This is a genomic window from Streptomyces sp. NPDC042002 (genome assembly GCF_055588305.1).
Window position 1 is genome coordinate 547,116 of the sequence record NZ_JBVJCT010000002.1, and the last position, 16,356, is coordinate 563,471.

Genomic DNA, 16,356 nt, shown 5'->3' on the forward strand with positions numbered 1-16,356 from the left:
CGGGCGCGTTCTGGGCTGCCCTCCACGGTATCCCGCCCGGCAAGCGACTCGTCCCCCCCCCCCCCCCCCCCCCCCCCCCCCCCCCCCCACCCCACCCCCCCCCCCCCCCCACCCCCCACACCCCCCCCCCCCACCCCCCCCCCCCCCCCCCCCCCCCCCCCCGCTGCTGTGCCGGCCGCGGGTCGGCGTCCCGGCCGTGCTGCGCTGCTGTCTCGCCCTGCCTTGTCGCTGGTGTGTCGTCCGCTGCCGCCCGGCCCCGCACGCCACCCCGTCGGCGACCGCGCCGGACGGGACCGGCGAACGGCGCCGGCCGGGACGCGATCCCGGCCGGCGCCGCGGTGGAACGGCCCCTGGTCATCAGGCCGATGACACGGGCACACCGCCGGGGCCGCCCCAGGTTCTCGCAGGGCGGCCCCGGCGGCGCGGGTACGTCAGGCCGGTCGTGGCACGACCTCCAGGCCCTGGGGCCCGTTGATGATGAAGGACTCCACGCGCGCGGGCTGCCGGCCGGGGTGCGCCAGGGCGAGCTCGGGCAGCCGGCTGAAGAGCGTGCTCAGGGCGACGTCCGCTTCGACGCGGGCGAGGTGCGCACCGAGGCAGAAGTGGGGCCCGTGACCGAAGGCGAGGTGTTCCTTGCTGGACCGTGTGGGGTCGAAGCGTTCGGGGCACTGCGGGTGCAGTTCCGGGTCGCGTCCGGCGGCCGCGAAGGCGACGGTGATCGCGTCGCCCTTGCGGATGACGACGCCTTCGCCCAGGTCGATGTCCTCCAGGGCGCAGCGCATCGGTATGTGCATGATCGGGCCCTCGATACGCAGCGTCTCCTCGATGACGTCCTTCCAGCCGATGGTCCCCTCGTGGATGCGGGTGAGGGTCTCGGGGTGGTCGAGCACGGCGTGGACAGCGCTGGTGATGAGGTTGACGGTGGTCTCGTAACCAGCGCCGATCATGAGGAACAGCGTGCCGAGCAGGACGTCCTGGGACAGCGGCTCCTGGCCGGGGTCGGAGGGCAGCAGCAGGTCGCTGGTCAGGTCGGCGGCCGGGTGCTCGCGTTTGTAGCACAGCAGTTCGTCGAGCCGCTCGTACAGGGTGTCGTTGGCGGCCAGTGCCTCCTCCGGGCCGAGGGAGGAGTTCAGCACCGCGTCGATCCCGGTGCCGATCTTGGTGCGCAGGTGGTCGGGAACGCCGAACAGGTCGCAGATGACGGTGAGGGTCAGGGGCAGGGCCAGGGCCTGGCGGATGTCGGCGACGGACCCCGGGGGCAGTGCGGCCAGGGCGTCGATCAGCCGGTCGGCGGTCGCCTGGACCTGCGGACGCATGTGTTCGACCTGGCGCGGTGAGAACGTGGGGGCGACGCGGCGCCGGGACGTGCGGTGCTCCTCACCGTAGAAGTTGAAGAAGCTCTGCTGCAGCGCGAGGGCGGCCAGCGGCCAGCCGTCGGGCATGTGGGCCAGGTCGGGCCAGTGCTGTCGTATGTCGCGCGAGACCCGCGGGTCGTTGGTCAACGACTGGATGACGCTGTGCCGGGTGACCGCCCAGGCGCGGACGGGTCCCGGAAGCTCCACCAGCACGGCGGGCGCCTCGCGCAGCGAGGTGGCTTCCGCGTGCATCGCACGGCCGGTGGGATCGAGGACGGGGCAACGGGTGACGGACGGGGCTGTCATGGGGACTTCCTGATTTCGGATCGGATGGGGAGGTGCGCCGGTTCCGCTCAGCTGCCGGCGGCGGCGGCGATGTCGGCGGGCGCGGCCATCGGCCGTGCGGCAGCGGTGGGTTGGGCGGTTGCAACGGCGGGGAGCTCGCGCAGGAACAGCGACGCGGTCAGGCCGATGACACCGGTCGCGGCCATGTACAGGGCGATGGATGTCCAGCTGTGGTACCTGCCGAGCAGGGAGGTGGCGATGAGGGGGCTGACGGCGCCGCCCAGCAGACCGCCCACGTTGTAGCTGATGGACATCCCGGAGTAGCGCAGCCCTGTGGGGAACAGCTGCGGGTAGAACGCGCCCTGCACGCCGTAGTTCGCGGCGAACCCGGCGAACAGCGCCAGGAAGCCGAGCGCCATCAGCGGCAGGGACCTGGTCTCCAGCAGCGGGAACCACGCGAAGGGGGCGGCCGTCATGACGACGATGCCGCCGACGAAGACCGCTTTGCGGCCTCGGCGGTCGCCGAGCCGGCCGAAGAGCGGCATGGCCACGATCAGGAAGACGCATGACCCGGCGAGCAGCGTCAGCATCTCCGACCGGCCCACATGGATGGTTGACGCGTACTTGAGCGAGAACACCGACCCGAGGTAGAAGACCAGGAACATCGGGAGCGCCGACAGTGACGCGCACAGGGTGAGCAGACCGTGCCGCCTCACGATCTCGAGCGCCGGTAGGGTCCTGACGGCGCCCGCGGACTTCATCTCCTCGAACTCGGGGGTCTCCGTGAGCCGCAGCCGCACGCGCAGCGCGAAGGCCACGAGCACCGCGCTGAACAGGAACGGCAGCCGCCACCCCCACGACAGCACCTGACGGTCCGGCAGGAGGGTGACGAGCAGCAGGACGCCGTTGGCCAGCAGCAGCCCCCAGGCGTTGCCGGTGCCGACGATGGCCGTGAGCAGGCCCCGCTTGTTGGGCCGGGCGTTCTCCAGCGCCATCAGGAATCCGCCGCTGGACTCCCCGCCGAGCGAGCATCCCTGGACGAAGCGGAGGACGGTCAGCAGGATCGGGGCGGCGACTCCGATCGTCCGGTAGGTGGGCAGCAGGCCGATCAGGACCGTTGCGCCGCCCATCACGGTGAGTGTGGTGATCAGCGTCGTCCTGCGACCCAGCCGGTCCCCGAGGTGCCCGAAGACGACGGCACCGAGCGGCCTGCCCACGAACGCGACCGCGAACGTCGACAGCGACAGCAGGGTTCCGGTGGTGGGGGCGAAGGAGGGGAAGAACAGGGTGCCGAAGTACAGGGACGAGAACGACCCGTAGATGAGGAACTCGTAGAACTCGATGCTGTTGCCGATGAGACTGCTCAGTACAGCTCTTCTGCGCTGCCCTTCGGATGTGAGGACGGGAATCATGGCGTCTCCAAGGCTCAATGGTCGACGGTGCCGGTGAGGTTGTGGGGCCGAGGGCCGGCCGAGCGGGCCGCGCCGTGAAACGCCAGCCCGCTCGCCCTGGCATGAAGTGCGTCTGATGCGCGGCACACGCCATCGCCTCGGCAGCCCCACCCGGTGAAAGGCGGGGAGCTAGCTGGGGAAGTCCTCCTCCCACCACTCCTGCGCCGAGCGGGTGAGCCGCTGCTCCTCGCGCCGGCGCAGCTCGGCCCGCTGTGTCTTGCCGGAGATGGTCTTGGGCAGCTCGGCGAACTCGATCCGGCGTATTCGCTTGTAGGGGGCGAGGTGCTCGCGGGCGTGCGCGAGGATCTGCCGCGCGGTCTGCGCCTCCGGCCGGTAGTCGGCGGCGAGTGCGACGTACGCCTTGGGTACGGCCAGGCGCAGCGGCTCGGGTGAGGGAACCACCGCAGCGTCGGCGACGGCCGCGTGCCGCAGCAGAACGCTCTCCAGTTCGAAGGGGGAGATGCGGTAGTCGGACGCCTTGAAGACGTCGTCGCCGCGTCCCAGATAGCGGAAGAGGCCCTCGGCGTCGCGGGTGGCGAAGTCGCCGGTGTGGTAGAAGCCGCCGTGCAAGGCGCGCGCGGTCGCCTCGGGATCGCCGAGGTAGCCGCTCATCAGGCCCAGGGGTCGGTTGGCCAGCGGCAGGCAGATCTCGCCCTCCGCGGAGCCGTCGGGGACGGGGACGTTGGTCTGCGGGTCCAGCAGGGCCACGTCGTAGCCCGGCAGCGCCCAGCCCAACGCCCCCTCCACGGCCGGCATCCCCGGCGGGGTGCCTATCTGGGCGGTCGTCTCGGTCTGCCCGTAGCCGTCCCGTACCGTGACGCCCCAGGCGTCACGGATGCGGTGCACGACCTCCGCGTTGAGCGGTTCCCCGGCGGCCACCGCCTCGCGCAACTGCATCGGCCAGCGGGTCAGGTCCTCCTGGATGAGGCTGCGCCACACGGTGGGCGGCGCGCAGAAGGAGGTCGCCCCGCAGAGCGACATCATCTTCAGCAGCGGACGGGCCGCGAACCGGGGCTGGTTGACGACCAGGACCGTCGCCTGCGCGTTCCAGGGGGCGAACAGACAGCTCCAGGCGTGTTTCGCCCACCCGGGCGAGGAGATGTTCAGGTGCACGTCACCGGGGCGCAGACCGAGCCAGTACATGGTCGACAGGTGACCGACCGGATAGCTCAGCCCGGTGTGCCCGACCATCTTGGGACGGGCCGTGGTGCCTGAGGTGAAGTAGATGAGCGACGGCTCCTCGGGCCGGGTCCGCACCGCCTCCCGCAGCGGTGCGGCGGCGTAGGCCCGCTGGTAGTCCTGCCAGCCCGCGACCCGGTCCCCGACGGCGACGCGCGTCCAACCGCCGCGCAGGCCGTCGATTTTGGGGGTGAGGTCGGACTGCGCGATGACGTGCCGCACCGCGCCGCGCTCCAGCCGTTCGGCCAGGTCCTCGGGGGTCAGTTGGACGGCCGCGGGGATGACCGCGGCGCCCAGCCGGAACGCGGCCAGCACGCACTCCCACAGCTCCACCCGGTTGCCGAGCATGAGCAGGACGCGGTCACCGCGCCGCACGCCGATCGACCGGAGCCATCCGGCGACCCGCCGGGATCGCTCGGCCAGTTCGGCGAAGCTCAGCGCCGTGTCGGCGAGGACCGCGCCCTGCCGGTCGAGGTCGACCACGCGCAGCGCTGTGGCGTCGTTGCCGTCGGAGATGACGTCGAACCAGTCCGGGACCCAGCCGAACGTCCCGCCGAGTGCGGGCCGGGGGAAGGCGCGGGCGCGCGGCAGGTCCCCGTAGGAGGACAGCAGGTGGTCACGGGCGCGTTGGAACGCGCCGGTCGCTGTACGCATGACGGCTACCTCCCGTTGAAGGTGGCGCGGCCGGGCCCGTCGGCGGCGAATCCCCGCATGCCGGTCAGCCGGTCCTCGGTGGCGAACAGGCCGGCGAACACCGACCGTTCGATGGCCAGCCCGGCGGCCAGGTCGGTCGCCAGACCCTGGTCCACGGCCGTCTTGGCGGCGTGCAGGGCCAGTGCGGGGCCCTTCTCGAATCGCCGCGCCCACCGCAGCGCGCTCTGCAGCACCTGGCCGGTCGGCACGACCTGGTCCACCAGGCCCAGCTCCAGGGCCTCGTCCGCACCGACCTGGCGGCCGGTGAAGATGAGCTCCTTGGCCTTGGCCGGACCGATCAGCCGCGGCAGCCGCTGGGTGCCGCCGGCTCCGGGAATGACGCCGAGCAGGACCTCGGGCAGCCCCAGGCGTGCCTCGCTTCCGCAGATGCGGGCGTCGGCGGTCAGCGCCAGCTCGCAACCGCCGCCGAGAGCGGGCCCGTTGATCGCGGCCACCACCGGTTTGGGGATGGCGGCCACCGCGTCGAAGGCGCCTTGGAGCACCGGCGCGTGCCGCACCATCTCGGTGTGCGTCATCGCGGCCATCTCCTTGATGTCGCCGCCGGCCGAGAAGGCCGTGGGCCCGCCGTGCAGGACCACCGCGCGGACCCGCTCGTCGGCCGCGGCCTGCTCGGCCGCGGCGCGCAGCGCGGACTGCGCTGCGCGGTCGAGCACGTTCAGCGGCGGCCGGTCCAGGCGCAGGATGCCCACCGCTCCGTCGAGGTCCAGCCACGCGGAGAGGTGTTCCACCGGGGGTGCGCTCGTCATGACCACAGCAGGCCTCCGTTCACTTCGAGGACGTGGCCGTTGACGTAGCTCGATTCGGGACCGGCCAGGAAGAGGGCCGCGTCGGCGGCCTCGTCGGCGCCACCGGGCCGGCCGAGCGCCAGCCGGGTCTTGTAGTGCGCCCAGATCTTGTCGTTCTCGGTGAGCTGCTGGCCCATGCCCTCGTCGAGGATGCCGGGGGCCAGGGAGTTGACCAGGATGCCGCGAGGGCCGAGCTCGATGGCGCTGACGCGGGTGAACATCTCCACCGCGGCCTTGGTGGCGCAGTATCCGGCGGCTCCGATGGCGACCCGGGTGGCCATGCTGGAGGAGACGTTGACGATCCGGGGTGCCTGGCTGCGTTCCAGGTAGGGAATCGCCGCCTGGGTGCACAGAAACACCCCGGTGAGGTTGGTGGCCACCATGTCCTGCCAGTCGGTGACCGGCAGCCGGTCCACCCGCCCGTCCCGGCTTACACCGGCGTTGGCGACCAGGATGTCCACGCCGCCGAAGCGCTCGGCGGTCTCGGCCATCAGCGCGGCGACCGAGTCGGGACTCGTGACGTCGACCGGGACGTACGCGCCGCGGCCGGGGGAGAGGTCGAGGACCTCCTTGATGTCGTACGGGTTGCGGGCCGCGCACACCACCTGCGCACCCTCGAGCAGGTAGCGTTCCGCGATCGCCCGGCCCAGTCCCCGGGAACCCCCGGTGATCACGGCCGTCTTTCCGGCGAGCCTCATCATGATCCTCCTTGCCTGACGTCGGGGACCGGGAGCACGGCGGAGCAGCCGGCCGTACCGATCACATCGAAGGGCGAGCCGCAGCCGCGGCAGTCGTAGGGCACCTTGCAGACCGCGCCGCCGAAGCGGCCGGCCCGTACGACGTCGTCGCCGGCGCAGTAGGGGCATCGGGGCGTGGTGCCCGCCACGCGGTAGCCGGCAGTGCGCAGGGCGTCGTGCCCGGCGGCGGTCACCGCGGCGGGCCGCCACGCGCCGCGCTCCCACACGATCTCGATCACGTGCCCCGGCGCGGCGTCGGTGAGCGCGGAGCGCACGCGCCGGGCGATCTCGCCGCGGGCGGGGCAGCTGAGCCGGGTGGGGGCGAGGTGGACCACGATCCGGCCGTCGGTCCGGGACACCGAGCGCACCACTCCGAGGTCGCCCAGGTTCACGTCGATCTCCGGATCGCGCACGTCGGCGACGACGCCGGTGAGCGGGTCGGGGGGCAGGGCCGCGGCGGCCGCAGGGGCGCTCACAGGAACACCTCCGGGGCGTAGTGCTCGCGGACGAGGCGGCCGCGCGCGAGGCAGTCGGCCAGGACACTGCCGCCCATTGCCGCGGCTCGCGGCACCGGCAGGTGCGGCAGGCGTGAGCCGGGGCCGCCGCTGTCGCCGACCCGCGCCATCAGACGCGCGTGCAGCGCATCCGTCAGGGCGTCGTGCGGGCCGGCGCCGAACAGGTCGCCGGCGCAGTGCGTCACGTCGGCGTAGGCCTGCGTGAACTCCTCACGTGTCTCGGGCCAGGTGACCAGCGCCCGAGCCCATCGCCGCCAGTGGTCCAGGTGGACCAGCTGCTCGTCGCGGATGGCGGAGATCGCGGGCTCGTCGTCGGCGCGCTCCTCGGCGAGCAGGCTGACGGCTGCGGAGATCACCAGCCCGCAGGCCACGGTGGACGGCCAGTCGCCGAGGCGGCCGATGACGCGGGAGACCTGCCACTGCTCCTGCGGACGTTCGAAGAAGTGGGCGTCGGCGGCGGCCTCGTCGAATCCGTGCAGCGACAGGACCGTCTCGGCGTGCGCCAGGGCCTCCTGCCCGATCGAGCCGACCGCCAGGGACTCCTCCAGGTCGATGTAGTCGACGATGCGTTCGCCCAGCCGGTTGCCCAGGACGAACAGGTCGTCGGCGAGTGCCAGCCACAGCCCGGTCCTGGCGCGGTCGGTGGTCTCGCGCCCGTCGTTGTCGTGCCGGGCCGCGAAGTCCTCGGAGTCCTCCGAGTGTTGCGGTAGGGCCGTGGCCGTCTGCGGGGCGGCGGTGTCCGGGGCGGCGGAGCGGTCGCGGCGGCGGGTGGTGGGGAAGCCGGGCTGGCGGTGCGGCATCCGGGTCTTGGCGGCGAGCAGGCCGCGGTCGTCGGCGCTGGAGACGATCAGGTCGGTGCGCCGGACCACCCAGAGCCGAAAGAGGTCGTCGCGGCGCCCGTAGGTCTCCTTGGCCAGGTGCCAGGCGGCGTCCCGGCGCGGCGCCACGAGGGAGCCGACGTGGTTGAGCGGCGAGCCGCTGCCGGTCTGCGCGAACACCTCGTAGACGTCGGTGTCGGTGGGAACGTGCGGCATCACGCCACCCCCCGCAGTGCGCGCCGGTATCGCGCGTTGCGCTCCAGGGCACCGCGCACCCAGTCCAGCCGGCTCTGTGACGCGGGGCCGCCGCCCGCGATGACCTTCTTCACCTCGGCCCAGTCGGGCATCGCGAACTCCCAGGCGCCCGAGGGCATCTGACGGGCCAGCGCGGGATCCACGTGCACGCCGAGCTTCTCGAAGACCGGGATGATCTTGCCGAGCCAGGCCTGGCGCAGCTCGTCGTTGCCGTCGGGCTTCAGGCCGATCTGGTGCATGCGATTGGAGTGCAGGGTCTCGGTGTCCGGCGGACCGAGGTAGGCCAGCACCCGCGGCAGCCACATCTCGAACCCCTCCTGCACGCGGCGCCGCTGGTCGGCGTCTCCGTGCGTCAGCACCTCGTGGGTCATGTCCAGGGCGTGCTGGTAGTGGAAGGACTCCTCGCGTTCGATCTTGCGCAGTGCCCGGCCGTACGGCAGGTAGACGCCCTTCATCAGCGACCGGAACTGGAAGATCGCCGCCGAGTTCATCAGGAGCAGCCCCGGGCCGAACTCCTCCCAGGACGCGAAGGAGTAGTGGAAGATGTTGTGCACCTTCGAGCGGCCCTCCAGGTAGTCCACCAGGATCCGCTCGCGTGGCATGCCCAGGTCCTCGGCGACCCGTGCGGCCACGTGCCCGTGGCCCACCTCGTCCTGGACCTTGGCCATCAGCATCTGCCGCCTGGTGCAACTGGGCGCGCGGTCCAGCCACTCGGCGAACGGCAGCACGCCCACGAGCTCGTTGAGCGCCTGGACGGTGGCGAACCGCCGTGCGCCCTCGCGTACCTCGTCGGGCATCGGGTCCCACAGTTCGTAGCGGCGGAGTTCCGCCGCTGTCGCTGTCGGCATGTCTGGTTCCTTTCGCAGCGCTTGCATGGTTTGCAGCGGTGTCGCGGGGGAGGGCTCAGTACCAGCGGACGACCACGGCGCCGGCGGTCATGCCGCCGCCCACTCCGGCCAGCACCAGGTGCTCGCCCCGCCGGAACGGCCGCCGTTCGTTCTCCGCGCGCAGGGTGAGCGGGATGGAGGCCGTGGCGGTGTTGCCGAACCGCGGTGCCGTCAGCGGCACCCGGCCGGGGTCGACGCCGAGTTCACGCGTGCACGCTTCCACCAGGCGGGTGTTGGCCTGGTGCAGGATGAAACGGTCCACGTCCTCCAGCCGGACCCCGGCCGAGTCGAGCGCCTCGCCGACCACCTTGGGCAGCACGCCGAGCGCGTACTCGCGCACCTCGCGGCCCCGCATGCGGAACTGGTGCTCGCCGGCCTCCCGGCTGCGGGCGTCCAGCGGCGTGCGGGTGCCGCCGGCGGGCACCTCGACCAGTTCGCGGTGTTCGCCGTGGGTGACCAGCCGCCAGCTCAGCACGCCGTACCCGTCGGGCACCGGACCGAGCAGCACCGCGCCGGCCCCGTCGCCGAAGAGGCTGACGGTGCGTCGGTCGGAGCGGTTCATCAGCGAGGAGTAGATGTCGGTGCCGACCACCAGGGCGTGGTCGCCGCCCTCACCGGCCAGCCGCGCCGACAGCATCGAGTCGGCGACCGCCAGCGCGTAGAGGAAGCCGGAGCACACCGCGTTGACGTCGAACGCCGGGATGTCGGACAGGCCGAGCTTGTCCTGCAGGATCGCCCCGGTGGAGGGCTGCGGCTGGTCGGGCGTCGACGTGGCCACGATCATCACACCGAGCCGGGCCGCCGCATCCGGCAGCGCGCCCAGCGCCTCGCGCGCGGCGTGCAGCGCCAGGTCGGAGGTGACGGTGCCGGGCTCCCGGTACCTGCGCTCCAGGATGCCGGTCCGCTCGACGATCCAGTTCTCCTGCGCGCCGGTCCACTCGGCGACCTGCGTGTTGTCTATGACCAGCGGCGGCACGTGCCCGCCGAGGCCGAGGAATCCGAAGCCCATCACACATCCCTCGCCGAAGTGTGTTCCTGCGGTACCTGGACGACGGCGCAGGCCCAGGTCCAGGCCGCCCCACCGCTGATCACCAAAGCGACGTCGCCCGGCTGGAGCGGCACCCGGTCCCGCATGTCGGCCAGGTTCGCGAGGAAGTCCCCGCACCCCAGGTGGCCGGTGGCGGCGCCGAACCGCAGGGCCTCGGCCTTGAGCAGCTCGTTGATCACCGGGCCGTAGATGGAGTCCAGCAGGCTCGCCCCGAGCCGCGGCAGCGCGATGTACTTGATCCGCGGATCGTCGGGCTGCAGGCCCGCGTCGTGCAGGCTGTCCGCGATCACCTTGCGGATATTGCGGCTGGCGACGGTCTCGAACTTCTTCTTGCCGTACTCCGCCAGATAGGACTTCTTGGGAGTGCGCAGGTCGATGAAGCCGTCGTGCCACATGGGCGCCGGGCTGAAGTCGTTGCCGTGCCGCATCATCAGCTCGAACTGGGCGTCGGTCACGCTGGCCAGCGACAGGAGGGCGTAGTCGTCGGGCTCCGCGCCGCCGCGGTGCACCAGCGCCGCGGTCCCCGCGTCACCGAAGCCGAGGCCGTAGTCGGAGGTCCAGCGGTCCATACCGGGAGGACAGAAACGGTCGCCCGTCGTGACGAGCACGGCACCGAGCCCGGCGTCGGTGTCCAGGTGCATCGCGGCCAGCTGGAGGGCCAGCGCGCCCGCGTTGCAGCCCTGCTGGACGCCGTACGGCGTCGCGTGGCCGGCGCCCACCGCGTTCGCCACGTAGTGCGGCGGCGACCACATGTCATGGCCCTGGTGGTAGATCCAGGTGTGCAGGACCAGGCCCACATCGGACGGGTTCCAGCCCGCCCGGCTTATCGCGGCCCGGCCGGCCTCCGCCGCCATCTCGGGAGCGGACAAAGTGACCGAGACCGGCAGCTGGCTGACGCCGAGCCGCTCCGCGTCCGAGCCGGTCAGCTTCCCCGCCGCCACGGCGTCCTCGACGTTCTCGCGGTCCGGTGGAAACCACGAGGTCACGGTCTTGATCCGCAGATCGTTTCCGAATTTCATTCAGGCTCCTTCGAAAGCTCGGGATCCGTAGGGAGTGCGGGTCTGCGGCCGACGAGCGGGGGCCGGGTGAGTGCTCGGCAGTTCGTCCGGCCGGGGAAGAGGGGCACGCCGTACCAGGCGCAGTGCGGTACACGGGCCGTCCACCAACGGGGGAGCGGGCACTGGAGCACCGGGCCACCAGTGGTTTCCCGCCCAGAATCGCATACCTTCGCAGAGGTATGTAACTGCGGCAGGGCGCGGTGTCCGTGAGCGACCACCGGGCCGCGCCGAGCCCGCGGGCACTGCCTGCGCCGCCTTGCGTCGCGGGCGTCGCAGGAGAGGGGCGGCCTCTGTGCAAGTGAGGACCGTCCTCACTTGCACAAGGGCGCCGGGCGCCGGGGGAGCGGGGGTGCGCCGTACGCCGGGGAGCAGGGGGCGGCGGCCGCCGGAGCCGTCCGCGGCGCGCCGCCGTCACCGCACCCCGGGGCCGCTGCGCCTCGCGCGCTTCGGCGCGGTCCGCGTGATCGTCGAGGGGTGCCGGCCGCGTCGTACCGCAGTCGCGGTGACGGAGTCTCAACTGCGCGGCACCTGTGTGAAGTTGGCCGATCCCGTCGCCGTCCCAGATTTACATACCTTTGCGAAGGGATTATTCTTTCCCGTGGATCCCGCCCCGGGCGGCCACCGCCCCGCTCACCCCGAAGGAAGAAGCCACACCATGGCCACCTCAGACCACCGATCGCCACGGTGGGCCGGGTACACACTCGCCCTGCTGGCGTTCACCCAGTTCATCGTCACCATCGACTACAACATCGTCTACGTGGCGCTGCCGGACATCGGCAGCCAGCTCGGCTTCTCCGCGCAGTCGCTGCAGTGGGTCGTCAGCGCCTACGCGGTCGCGCTCGGCGGACTGCTGTTGTTCGGAGGCCGTGCGGCCGACCGGATCGGCCCGCGGCGCATGCTGGTCACCGGTCTGGTCATCTACGCGTTCTCCTCCCTCGCCGGCGGACTCGCGGACAACGCCGGGCTCCTGGTGGCCGCTCGCGCCGTCCAGGGCGTGGGCGGCGCGCTGCTGACGCCGGCGACACTGATGCTCGTCTTCACCACGTTCGCCCCGGGCTCCGAGCGCAACCGGGCCACGTCCGTCTGGGGCGCCATGGGCAGCGCGGGCCTGGCCGCGGGCTCGCTCCTCGGCGGCGTGCTGACCAGCACCTTCGGCTGGAGCTGGGTCTTCTTCGTCAACGTCCCGCTCGCGCTGGTCACGGCGTTCGCCGCCACCCGGATCCTGCCGCCCGACCGCCCGCTCGGCACCGGCCGCAGCTTCGACGCCGTCGGGGCCGTGGTCGCCACCATCGGTTCGACGCTACTGGTGTTCGGCCTGGTCAGCGGTCCGGCCAAGGGCTGGGGATCGATCGAGGGCGTCGGCGCCCTGGCGGTCGGCGCGCTGCTGCTGGCGGTCTTCGTGCTGATCGAGAAGCGCTCCGCCGACCCGCTGGTGCCGCTGAAGCTGTTCGGCCTGCGGGGCCTGACCGTCGCCATGCTGGCGATGATCGTCTTCCAGGCCTCCCTGGGCGGTACGTACTACCTGCTCACCACCTACCTGCAGACGGCGCTCAACTACGGTCCGCTCGCCGCCGGCATCGCGTTCCTGCCGCCGACCGTGGTCTGCATGGCGGTATCGATGAAGCTCAACGCCCGGGTGCTGGGCCGGCTCGGGGTCCGTACGACGCTCTTCCTCGGCACGGTCGGTACCGCCTTAGGGCTGGCCGCGGTCATCGCCGGCATGTCCACGCACGGCTCCTACTGGACGCTGCTGCCGGGTATCGCGATCTGGGGCGCCGGCGGCGGCTTCGCCTTCCCGTCGCTCTTCGTCGCGGTGGCGTCCGCAGGGGCCGAACCGGCCCAGCAAGGGGTCGCCTCGGCACTCGCCTCCACGTGCCGTCAGATCGGCGGCGCCCTCGGCCTCGCGGCCCTGGTCGCGGTGGCGAACTCCCACGCCGGCCACAACCCCGGCCCCCACGCGCTGGTCGGCGGGCTCCGGACGGCAGGGTGGGTCGCCGCCGCGGGAACGCTCGCCGGTGCCTTCATCGGGCTCGGCCTGAAGAAGGAGCCCCGGCCTGCCCCCGCGCCTGACACCCCGGTGTCGACGGCGGAGGTCACCGAGGCTGCCACACAGGCGGGCTGACGCCGCCTCAGCAGAACGCGGGGTCCGGGCTCCCGCGCCCAGCAGGTACGGGAGCCCGGAACCGGGACGCCGTCGTTCGCACGACGCGGATGATCCTGGGCGAGGTCCGGGCCTGCGGCCGGCCGCGCGGGGCCCTCGACGCGGCCGTCGCACGGTCGGCGAGCAGGCCGGCGACCGCCATCACACCGGTACGGCACCGGCACGGGCGGCGCCGGACGGCGTCCCGGACCCGGCCGCCGTCCGCACGGGCAGCAACGATGCTCTCGTGCCGAAGGTCCGGGGCACCGTGCGCCTCTGCCCGCGGCACGCAAGCCCCGTGCGCTGCGGCAGGCCGGGTCCCGGCCCATATATCCACCCCGGCCCGGCCGGTCGCCGGCACCGCGGCGGCAACCGACGGCCAAGACACCGACAGCGATCCGCTCGACCGCCCCCGCGGCACGATCCCCTGTCCCGCGCGGTCGCGGCCGCGCACGGCGTCCTGCGGCGCCGCGATCTGTGACATCAAGGATTGACAGGAGCTTTCCGATGCTTGTCCAGACCAGCCTGCCCGCCGAGGCCGAGCCCGAGGTGCCTCCCGCGAAGAAGGTCCGCCGTCTGGACCGGGTGATCATCCGCTTCGCGGGGGACTCCGGGGACGGCATGCAGCTGACGGGCGATCGCTTCACGTCGCAGACCGCGTCGTTCGGCAACGACCTGTCCACGCTGCCGAACTTCCCCGCGGAGATCCGGGCGCCGGCAGGCACGCTGCCGGGCGTGTCCTCCTTCCAGCTGCACTTCGCCGACCACGACATCCTCACGCCGGGCGACGCGCCCAACGTCCTGGTCGCGATGAACCCGGCCGCCCTGAAGGCGAACCTGCCGGACATGCCGCGCGGCGCGGAGATCATCGTCAACACCGACGAGTTCACCCAGCGCGCGCTGGCCAAGGTCGGATATCAGGTGAGCCCGCTCGAGGACGGCTCACTGGACGGCTACAGCGTGCACCCGGTACCGCTGGGGACGCTGACGGTGGAGGCGCTGAAGGAGTTCGGGCTGTCCCGCAAGGACGCAGACCGGTCGAAGAACATGTTCGCGCTGGGCCTGTTGTCGTGGATGTACCACCGGCCGACCGAGGGCACCGAGAAGTTCCTGCGGACCAAGTTCGCCAAGAAGCCCGACATCGCGGCCGCCAACCTCGCCGCGTTCAGGGCGGGTTGGAACTTCGGCGAGACGACCGAGGACTTCGCCGTCTCCTACGAGGTCGCGCCGGCCTCGAAGGCCTTCCCGACCGGCACCTACCGCAACATCTCCGGGAACCTCGCCCTGTCGTACGGGCTGGTGGCGGCCGGCCGGCGGGCCGGTCTGCCGCTGTTCCTCGGCTCGTACCCCATCACCCCGGCCTCCGACATCCTGCACGAGCTGAGCCGGCACAAGAACTTCGGGGTGCGCACCTTCCAGGCCGAGGACGAGATCGCGGGCATCGGTGCCGCACTGGGCGCGGCCTTCGGCGGCTCGCTGGGCGTGACGACCACCTCCGGTCCCGGTGTGGCGCTGAAGTCGGAGACGATCGGGCTCGCCGTCTCCCTCGAACTGCCCCTGCTCGTCATCGACATCCAGCGTGGCGGCCCGTCGACCGGCCTGCCGACCAAGACCGAGCAGGCCGACCTGCTCCAGGCGATGTACGGGCGCAACGGCGAGGCTCCGGTGCCGGTGATCGCCCCGGCCACCCCGTCGGACTGCTTCACCGCCGCGCTGGACGCCGCCCGGATCGCACTGGCCTACCGCACCCCCGTCCTGCTGCTCTCCGACGGCTATCTCGCCAACGGCTCCGAGCCCTGGCGGATCCCGGCGACCGATGAACTGCCGGACCTGCGCGTGCAGTTCGCCTCCCGGCCGAACCACACCCTGGACGACGGCACCGAGGTCTTCTGGCCGTACAAGCGTGACGAGCACACCCTGGCACGGCCGTGGGCGGTCCCCGGCACCCCGGGTCTTGAACACCGTATCGGCGGCATCGAGAAACAGGACGGCACGGGCAACATCTCCTACGACCCCGCCAACCACGACTTCATGGTCCGCACCCGGCAGGCCAAGATCGACGGCATCGACGTCCCGGACATCGACGTCGACAACCCCGGCGCCGCTGACGGTGACGGGGCGAAGCTGCTGGTCCTGGGCTGGGGCTCCACCTACGGCCCGATCACCGCCGCCGTCCGCCGCGTCCGCGCCGCGGGCCAGAAGGTCGCGCAGGCCCACCTGCGCCACATCAACCCCTTCCCGGCCAACCTCGGCGAGATCCTCACCGCCTACGACAAGGTGATCATCCCCGAGATGAACCTGGGCCAGCTCGCCATGCTCATCCGCGCCAAGTACCTGGTCGACGCCCGCTCCTGCACGCAGGTCAACGGCATGCCGTTCAAGGCCGAGCGGCTCGCCCACGTCATCGAGGAGGCAATCCACCATGGCTGACACCGCTGCGCAGGCGCCGGTGACCGCCGCGCTTTCCCTGGTGCCGAAGTCCGACGGCAAGCAGTCCATGAAGGACTTCAAGTCCGATCAGGAGGTGCGCTGGTGCCCCGGTTGCGGTGACTACGCGATCCTGGCCGCCGTGCAGGGCTTCATGCCCGAACTCGGCCTGGCGAAGGAGAACGTCGTCTTCGTCTCGGGCATCGGCTGCTCGTCCCGTTTCCCGTACTACATGAACACGTACGGGATGCACTCCATCCACGGCCGCGCCCCCGCCATCGCGACCGGACTCGCCTCCTCGCGCCGTGACCTGTCCGTGTGGGTCGTCACCGGTGACGGCGACGCCCTGTCCATCGGCGGCAACCACCTGATCCACGCCCTGCGCCGCAATGTGAACCTGAAGATCCTGCTCTTCAACAACCGTATCTACGGCCTGACGAAGGGCCAGTACTCCCCGACCTCCGAGGTCGGCAAGATCACCAAGTCGACGCCGATGGGTTCCCTGGACGCGCCCTTCAACCCGGTGTCGCTGGCGATCGGCGCGGAGGCGTCCTTCGTGGCCCGCACCGTGGACTCGGACCGCAAGCACCTCACCGACGTGCTGCGGCAGGCCGCCGCCCACCCCGGCACGGCGTTGGTGGAGATCTACCAGAACTGCAACATCTTCAACGACGGCGCCTTCGAGGTCCTCAAGGACAGGCA

General features: G+C 71.9%; 13 protein-coding genes. 3 read left to right on the forward strand and 10 right to left on the reverse strand.

Features of this window, described 5'->3' with window-relative positions; translation table 11 throughout:
- Positions 1-431: 431 nt before the first annotated feature.
- From ACZ6KY_RS05250 to ACZ6KY_RS05295, 10 genes are all read right to left on the reverse strand, one after another.
- Positions 432-1,661 (reverse strand): cytochrome P450 family protein, encoded by a 1,230-nt coding sequence (locus ACZ6KY_RS05250; protein ID WP_469308939.1) that lies wholly within the window; start codon positions 1,659-1,661, stop codon positions 432-434.
- A 47-nt stretch (positions 1,662-1,708) separates the two neighbouring features.
- On the reverse strand, positions 1,709-3,052 hold the full coding sequence (locus ACZ6KY_RS05255; protein ID WP_469308940.1) for an MFS transporter: 1,344 nt from the start codon (positions 3,050-3,052) through the stop codon (positions 1,709-1,711).
- Between the two features lie 168 nt (positions 3,053-3,220).
- Positions 3,221-4,924 (reverse strand): AMP-binding protein, encoded by a 1,704-nt coding sequence (locus ACZ6KY_RS05260; protein ID WP_469308941.1) that lies wholly within the window; start codon positions 4,922-4,924, stop codon positions 3,221-3,223.
- A gap of 5 nt (positions 4,925-4,929) precedes the next feature.
- On the reverse strand, positions 4,930-5,730 hold the full coding sequence (locus ACZ6KY_RS05265; protein WP_469308942.1) for an enoyl-CoA hydratase/isomerase family protein: 801 nt from the start codon (positions 5,728-5,730) through the stop codon (positions 4,930-4,932).
- The gene (locus tag ACZ6KY_RS05270; protein ID WP_469308943.1) at positions 5,727-6,470 is read right to left on the reverse strand and encodes an SDR family NAD(P)-dependent oxidoreductase; all 744 of its coding nucleotides are present in this window, start codon (positions 6,468-6,470) and stop codon (positions 5,727-5,729) included. Before ACZ6KY_RS05270 ends, ACZ6KY_RS05265 begins: the two co-directional genes overlap by 4 nt.
- On the reverse strand, positions 6,467-6,982 hold the full coding sequence (locus ACZ6KY_RS05275) for an iron-sulfur cluster assembly protein (RefSeq protein WP_469308944.1): 516 nt from the start codon (positions 6,980-6,982) through the stop codon (positions 6,467-6,469). The genes ACZ6KY_RS05270 and ACZ6KY_RS05275 overlap by 4 nt, the downstream gene beginning before the upstream one ends.
- Positions 6,979-8,055, reverse strand: a complete 1,077-nt coding sequence (locus tag ACZ6KY_RS05280; RefSeq protein ID WP_469308945.1) for a Phenylacetic acid catabolic protein — start codon at positions 8,053-8,055, stop codon at positions 6,979-6,981. The genes ACZ6KY_RS05275 and ACZ6KY_RS05280 overlap by 4 nt, the downstream gene beginning before the upstream one ends.
- On the reverse strand, positions 8,055-8,942 hold the full coding sequence (locus tag ACZ6KY_RS05285; protein ID WP_469308946.1) for a Phenylacetic acid catabolic protein: 888 nt from the start codon (positions 8,940-8,942) through the stop codon (positions 8,055-8,057). Before ACZ6KY_RS05285 ends, ACZ6KY_RS05280 begins: the two co-directional genes overlap by 1 nt.
- A 55-nt stretch (positions 8,943-8,997) precedes the next feature.
- Positions 8,998-9,990 (reverse strand): 3-oxoacyl-ACP synthase III family protein, encoded by a 993-nt coding sequence (locus ACZ6KY_RS05290; RefSeq protein ID WP_469308947.1) that lies wholly within the window; start codon positions 9,988-9,990, stop codon positions 8,998-9,000.
- A complete protein-coding gene (locus tag ACZ6KY_RS05295; protein WP_469308948.1) occupies positions 9,990-11,048 on the reverse strand; it encodes a ketoacyl-ACP synthase III family protein in 1,059 nt (352 codons plus the stop codon). The genes ACZ6KY_RS05290 and ACZ6KY_RS05295 overlap by 1 nt, the downstream gene beginning before the upstream one ends.
- A 694-nt stretch (positions 11,049-11,742) precedes the next feature.
- On the opposite strand from ACZ6KY_RS05295, the gene ACZ6KY_RS05300 reads away from it, so the two are divergent.
- The 3 genes from ACZ6KY_RS05300 to ACZ6KY_RS05310 all read left to right on the forward strand — a co-directional run.
- Positions 11,743-13,209 (forward strand): MFS transporter, encoded by a 1,467-nt coding sequence (locus ACZ6KY_RS05300; RefSeq protein ID WP_469308949.1) that lies wholly within the window; start codon positions 11,743-11,745, stop codon positions 13,207-13,209.
- Positions 13,210-13,734: 525 nt separating this feature from the next.
- Positions 13,735-15,657: a 2-oxoacid:acceptor oxidoreductase subunit alpha gene (locus ACZ6KY_RS05305; protein ID WP_469308950.1), complete on the forward strand. Its 1,923-nt coding sequence runs from the start codon at positions 13,735-13,737 to the stop codon at positions 15,655-15,657.
- The coding region (locus ACZ6KY_RS05310; protein ID WP_469308951.1) for a 2-oxoacid:ferredoxin oxidoreductase subunit beta at positions 15,650-16,356 on the forward strand (707 nt) is incomplete at its 3' end. The genes ACZ6KY_RS05305 and ACZ6KY_RS05310, both read left to right, overlap by 8 nt.

Bases quoted from the DNA above. Each gene is read 5' to 3' on its own strand.
- ACZ6KY_RS05250 (WP_469308939.1), bottom strand. From the start codon at position 1,661: ATGACAGCCCCGTCCGTCACCCGTTGCCCCGTCCTCGATCCCACCGGC.
- ACZ6KY_RS05255 (WP_469308940.1), bottom strand. From the start codon at position 3,052: ATGATTCCCGTCCTCACATCCGAAGGGCAGCGCAGAAGAGCTGTACTG.
- ACZ6KY_RS05260 (WP_469308941.1), bottom strand. From the start codon at position 4,924: ATGCGTACAGCGACCGGCGCGTTCCAACGCGCCCGTGACCACCTGCTG.
- ACZ6KY_RS05265 (WP_469308942.1), bottom strand. From the start codon at position 5,730: ATGACGAGCGCACCCCCGGTGGAACACCTCTCCGCGTGGCTGGACCTC.
- ACZ6KY_RS05270 (WP_469308943.1), bottom strand. From the start codon at position 6,470: ATGATGAGGCTCGCCGGAAAGACGGCCGTGATCACCGGGGGTTCCCGG.
- ACZ6KY_RS05280 (WP_469308945.1), bottom strand. From the start codon at position 8,055: ATGCCGCACGTTCCCACCGACACCGACGTCTACGAGGTGTTCGCGCAG.
- ACZ6KY_RS05285 (WP_469308946.1), bottom strand. From the start codon at position 8,942: ATGCCGACAGCGACAGCGGCGGAACTCCGCCGCTACGAACTGTGGGAC.
- ACZ6KY_RS05290 (WP_469308947.1), bottom strand. From the start codon at position 9,990: ATGGGCTTCGGATTCCTCGGCCTCGGCGGGCACGTGCCGCCGCTGGTC.
- ACZ6KY_RS05295 (WP_469308948.1), bottom strand. From the start codon at position 11,048: ATGAAATTCGGAAACGATCTGCGGATCAAGACCGTGACCTCGTGGTTT.
- ACZ6KY_RS05300 (WP_469308949.1), top strand. From the start codon at position 11,743: ATGGCCACCTCAGACCACCGATCGCCACGGTGGGCCGGGTACACACTC.
- ACZ6KY_RS05305 (WP_469308950.1), top strand. From the start codon at position 13,735: ATGCTTGTCCAGACCAGCCTGCCCGCCGAGGCCGAGCCCGAGGTGCCT.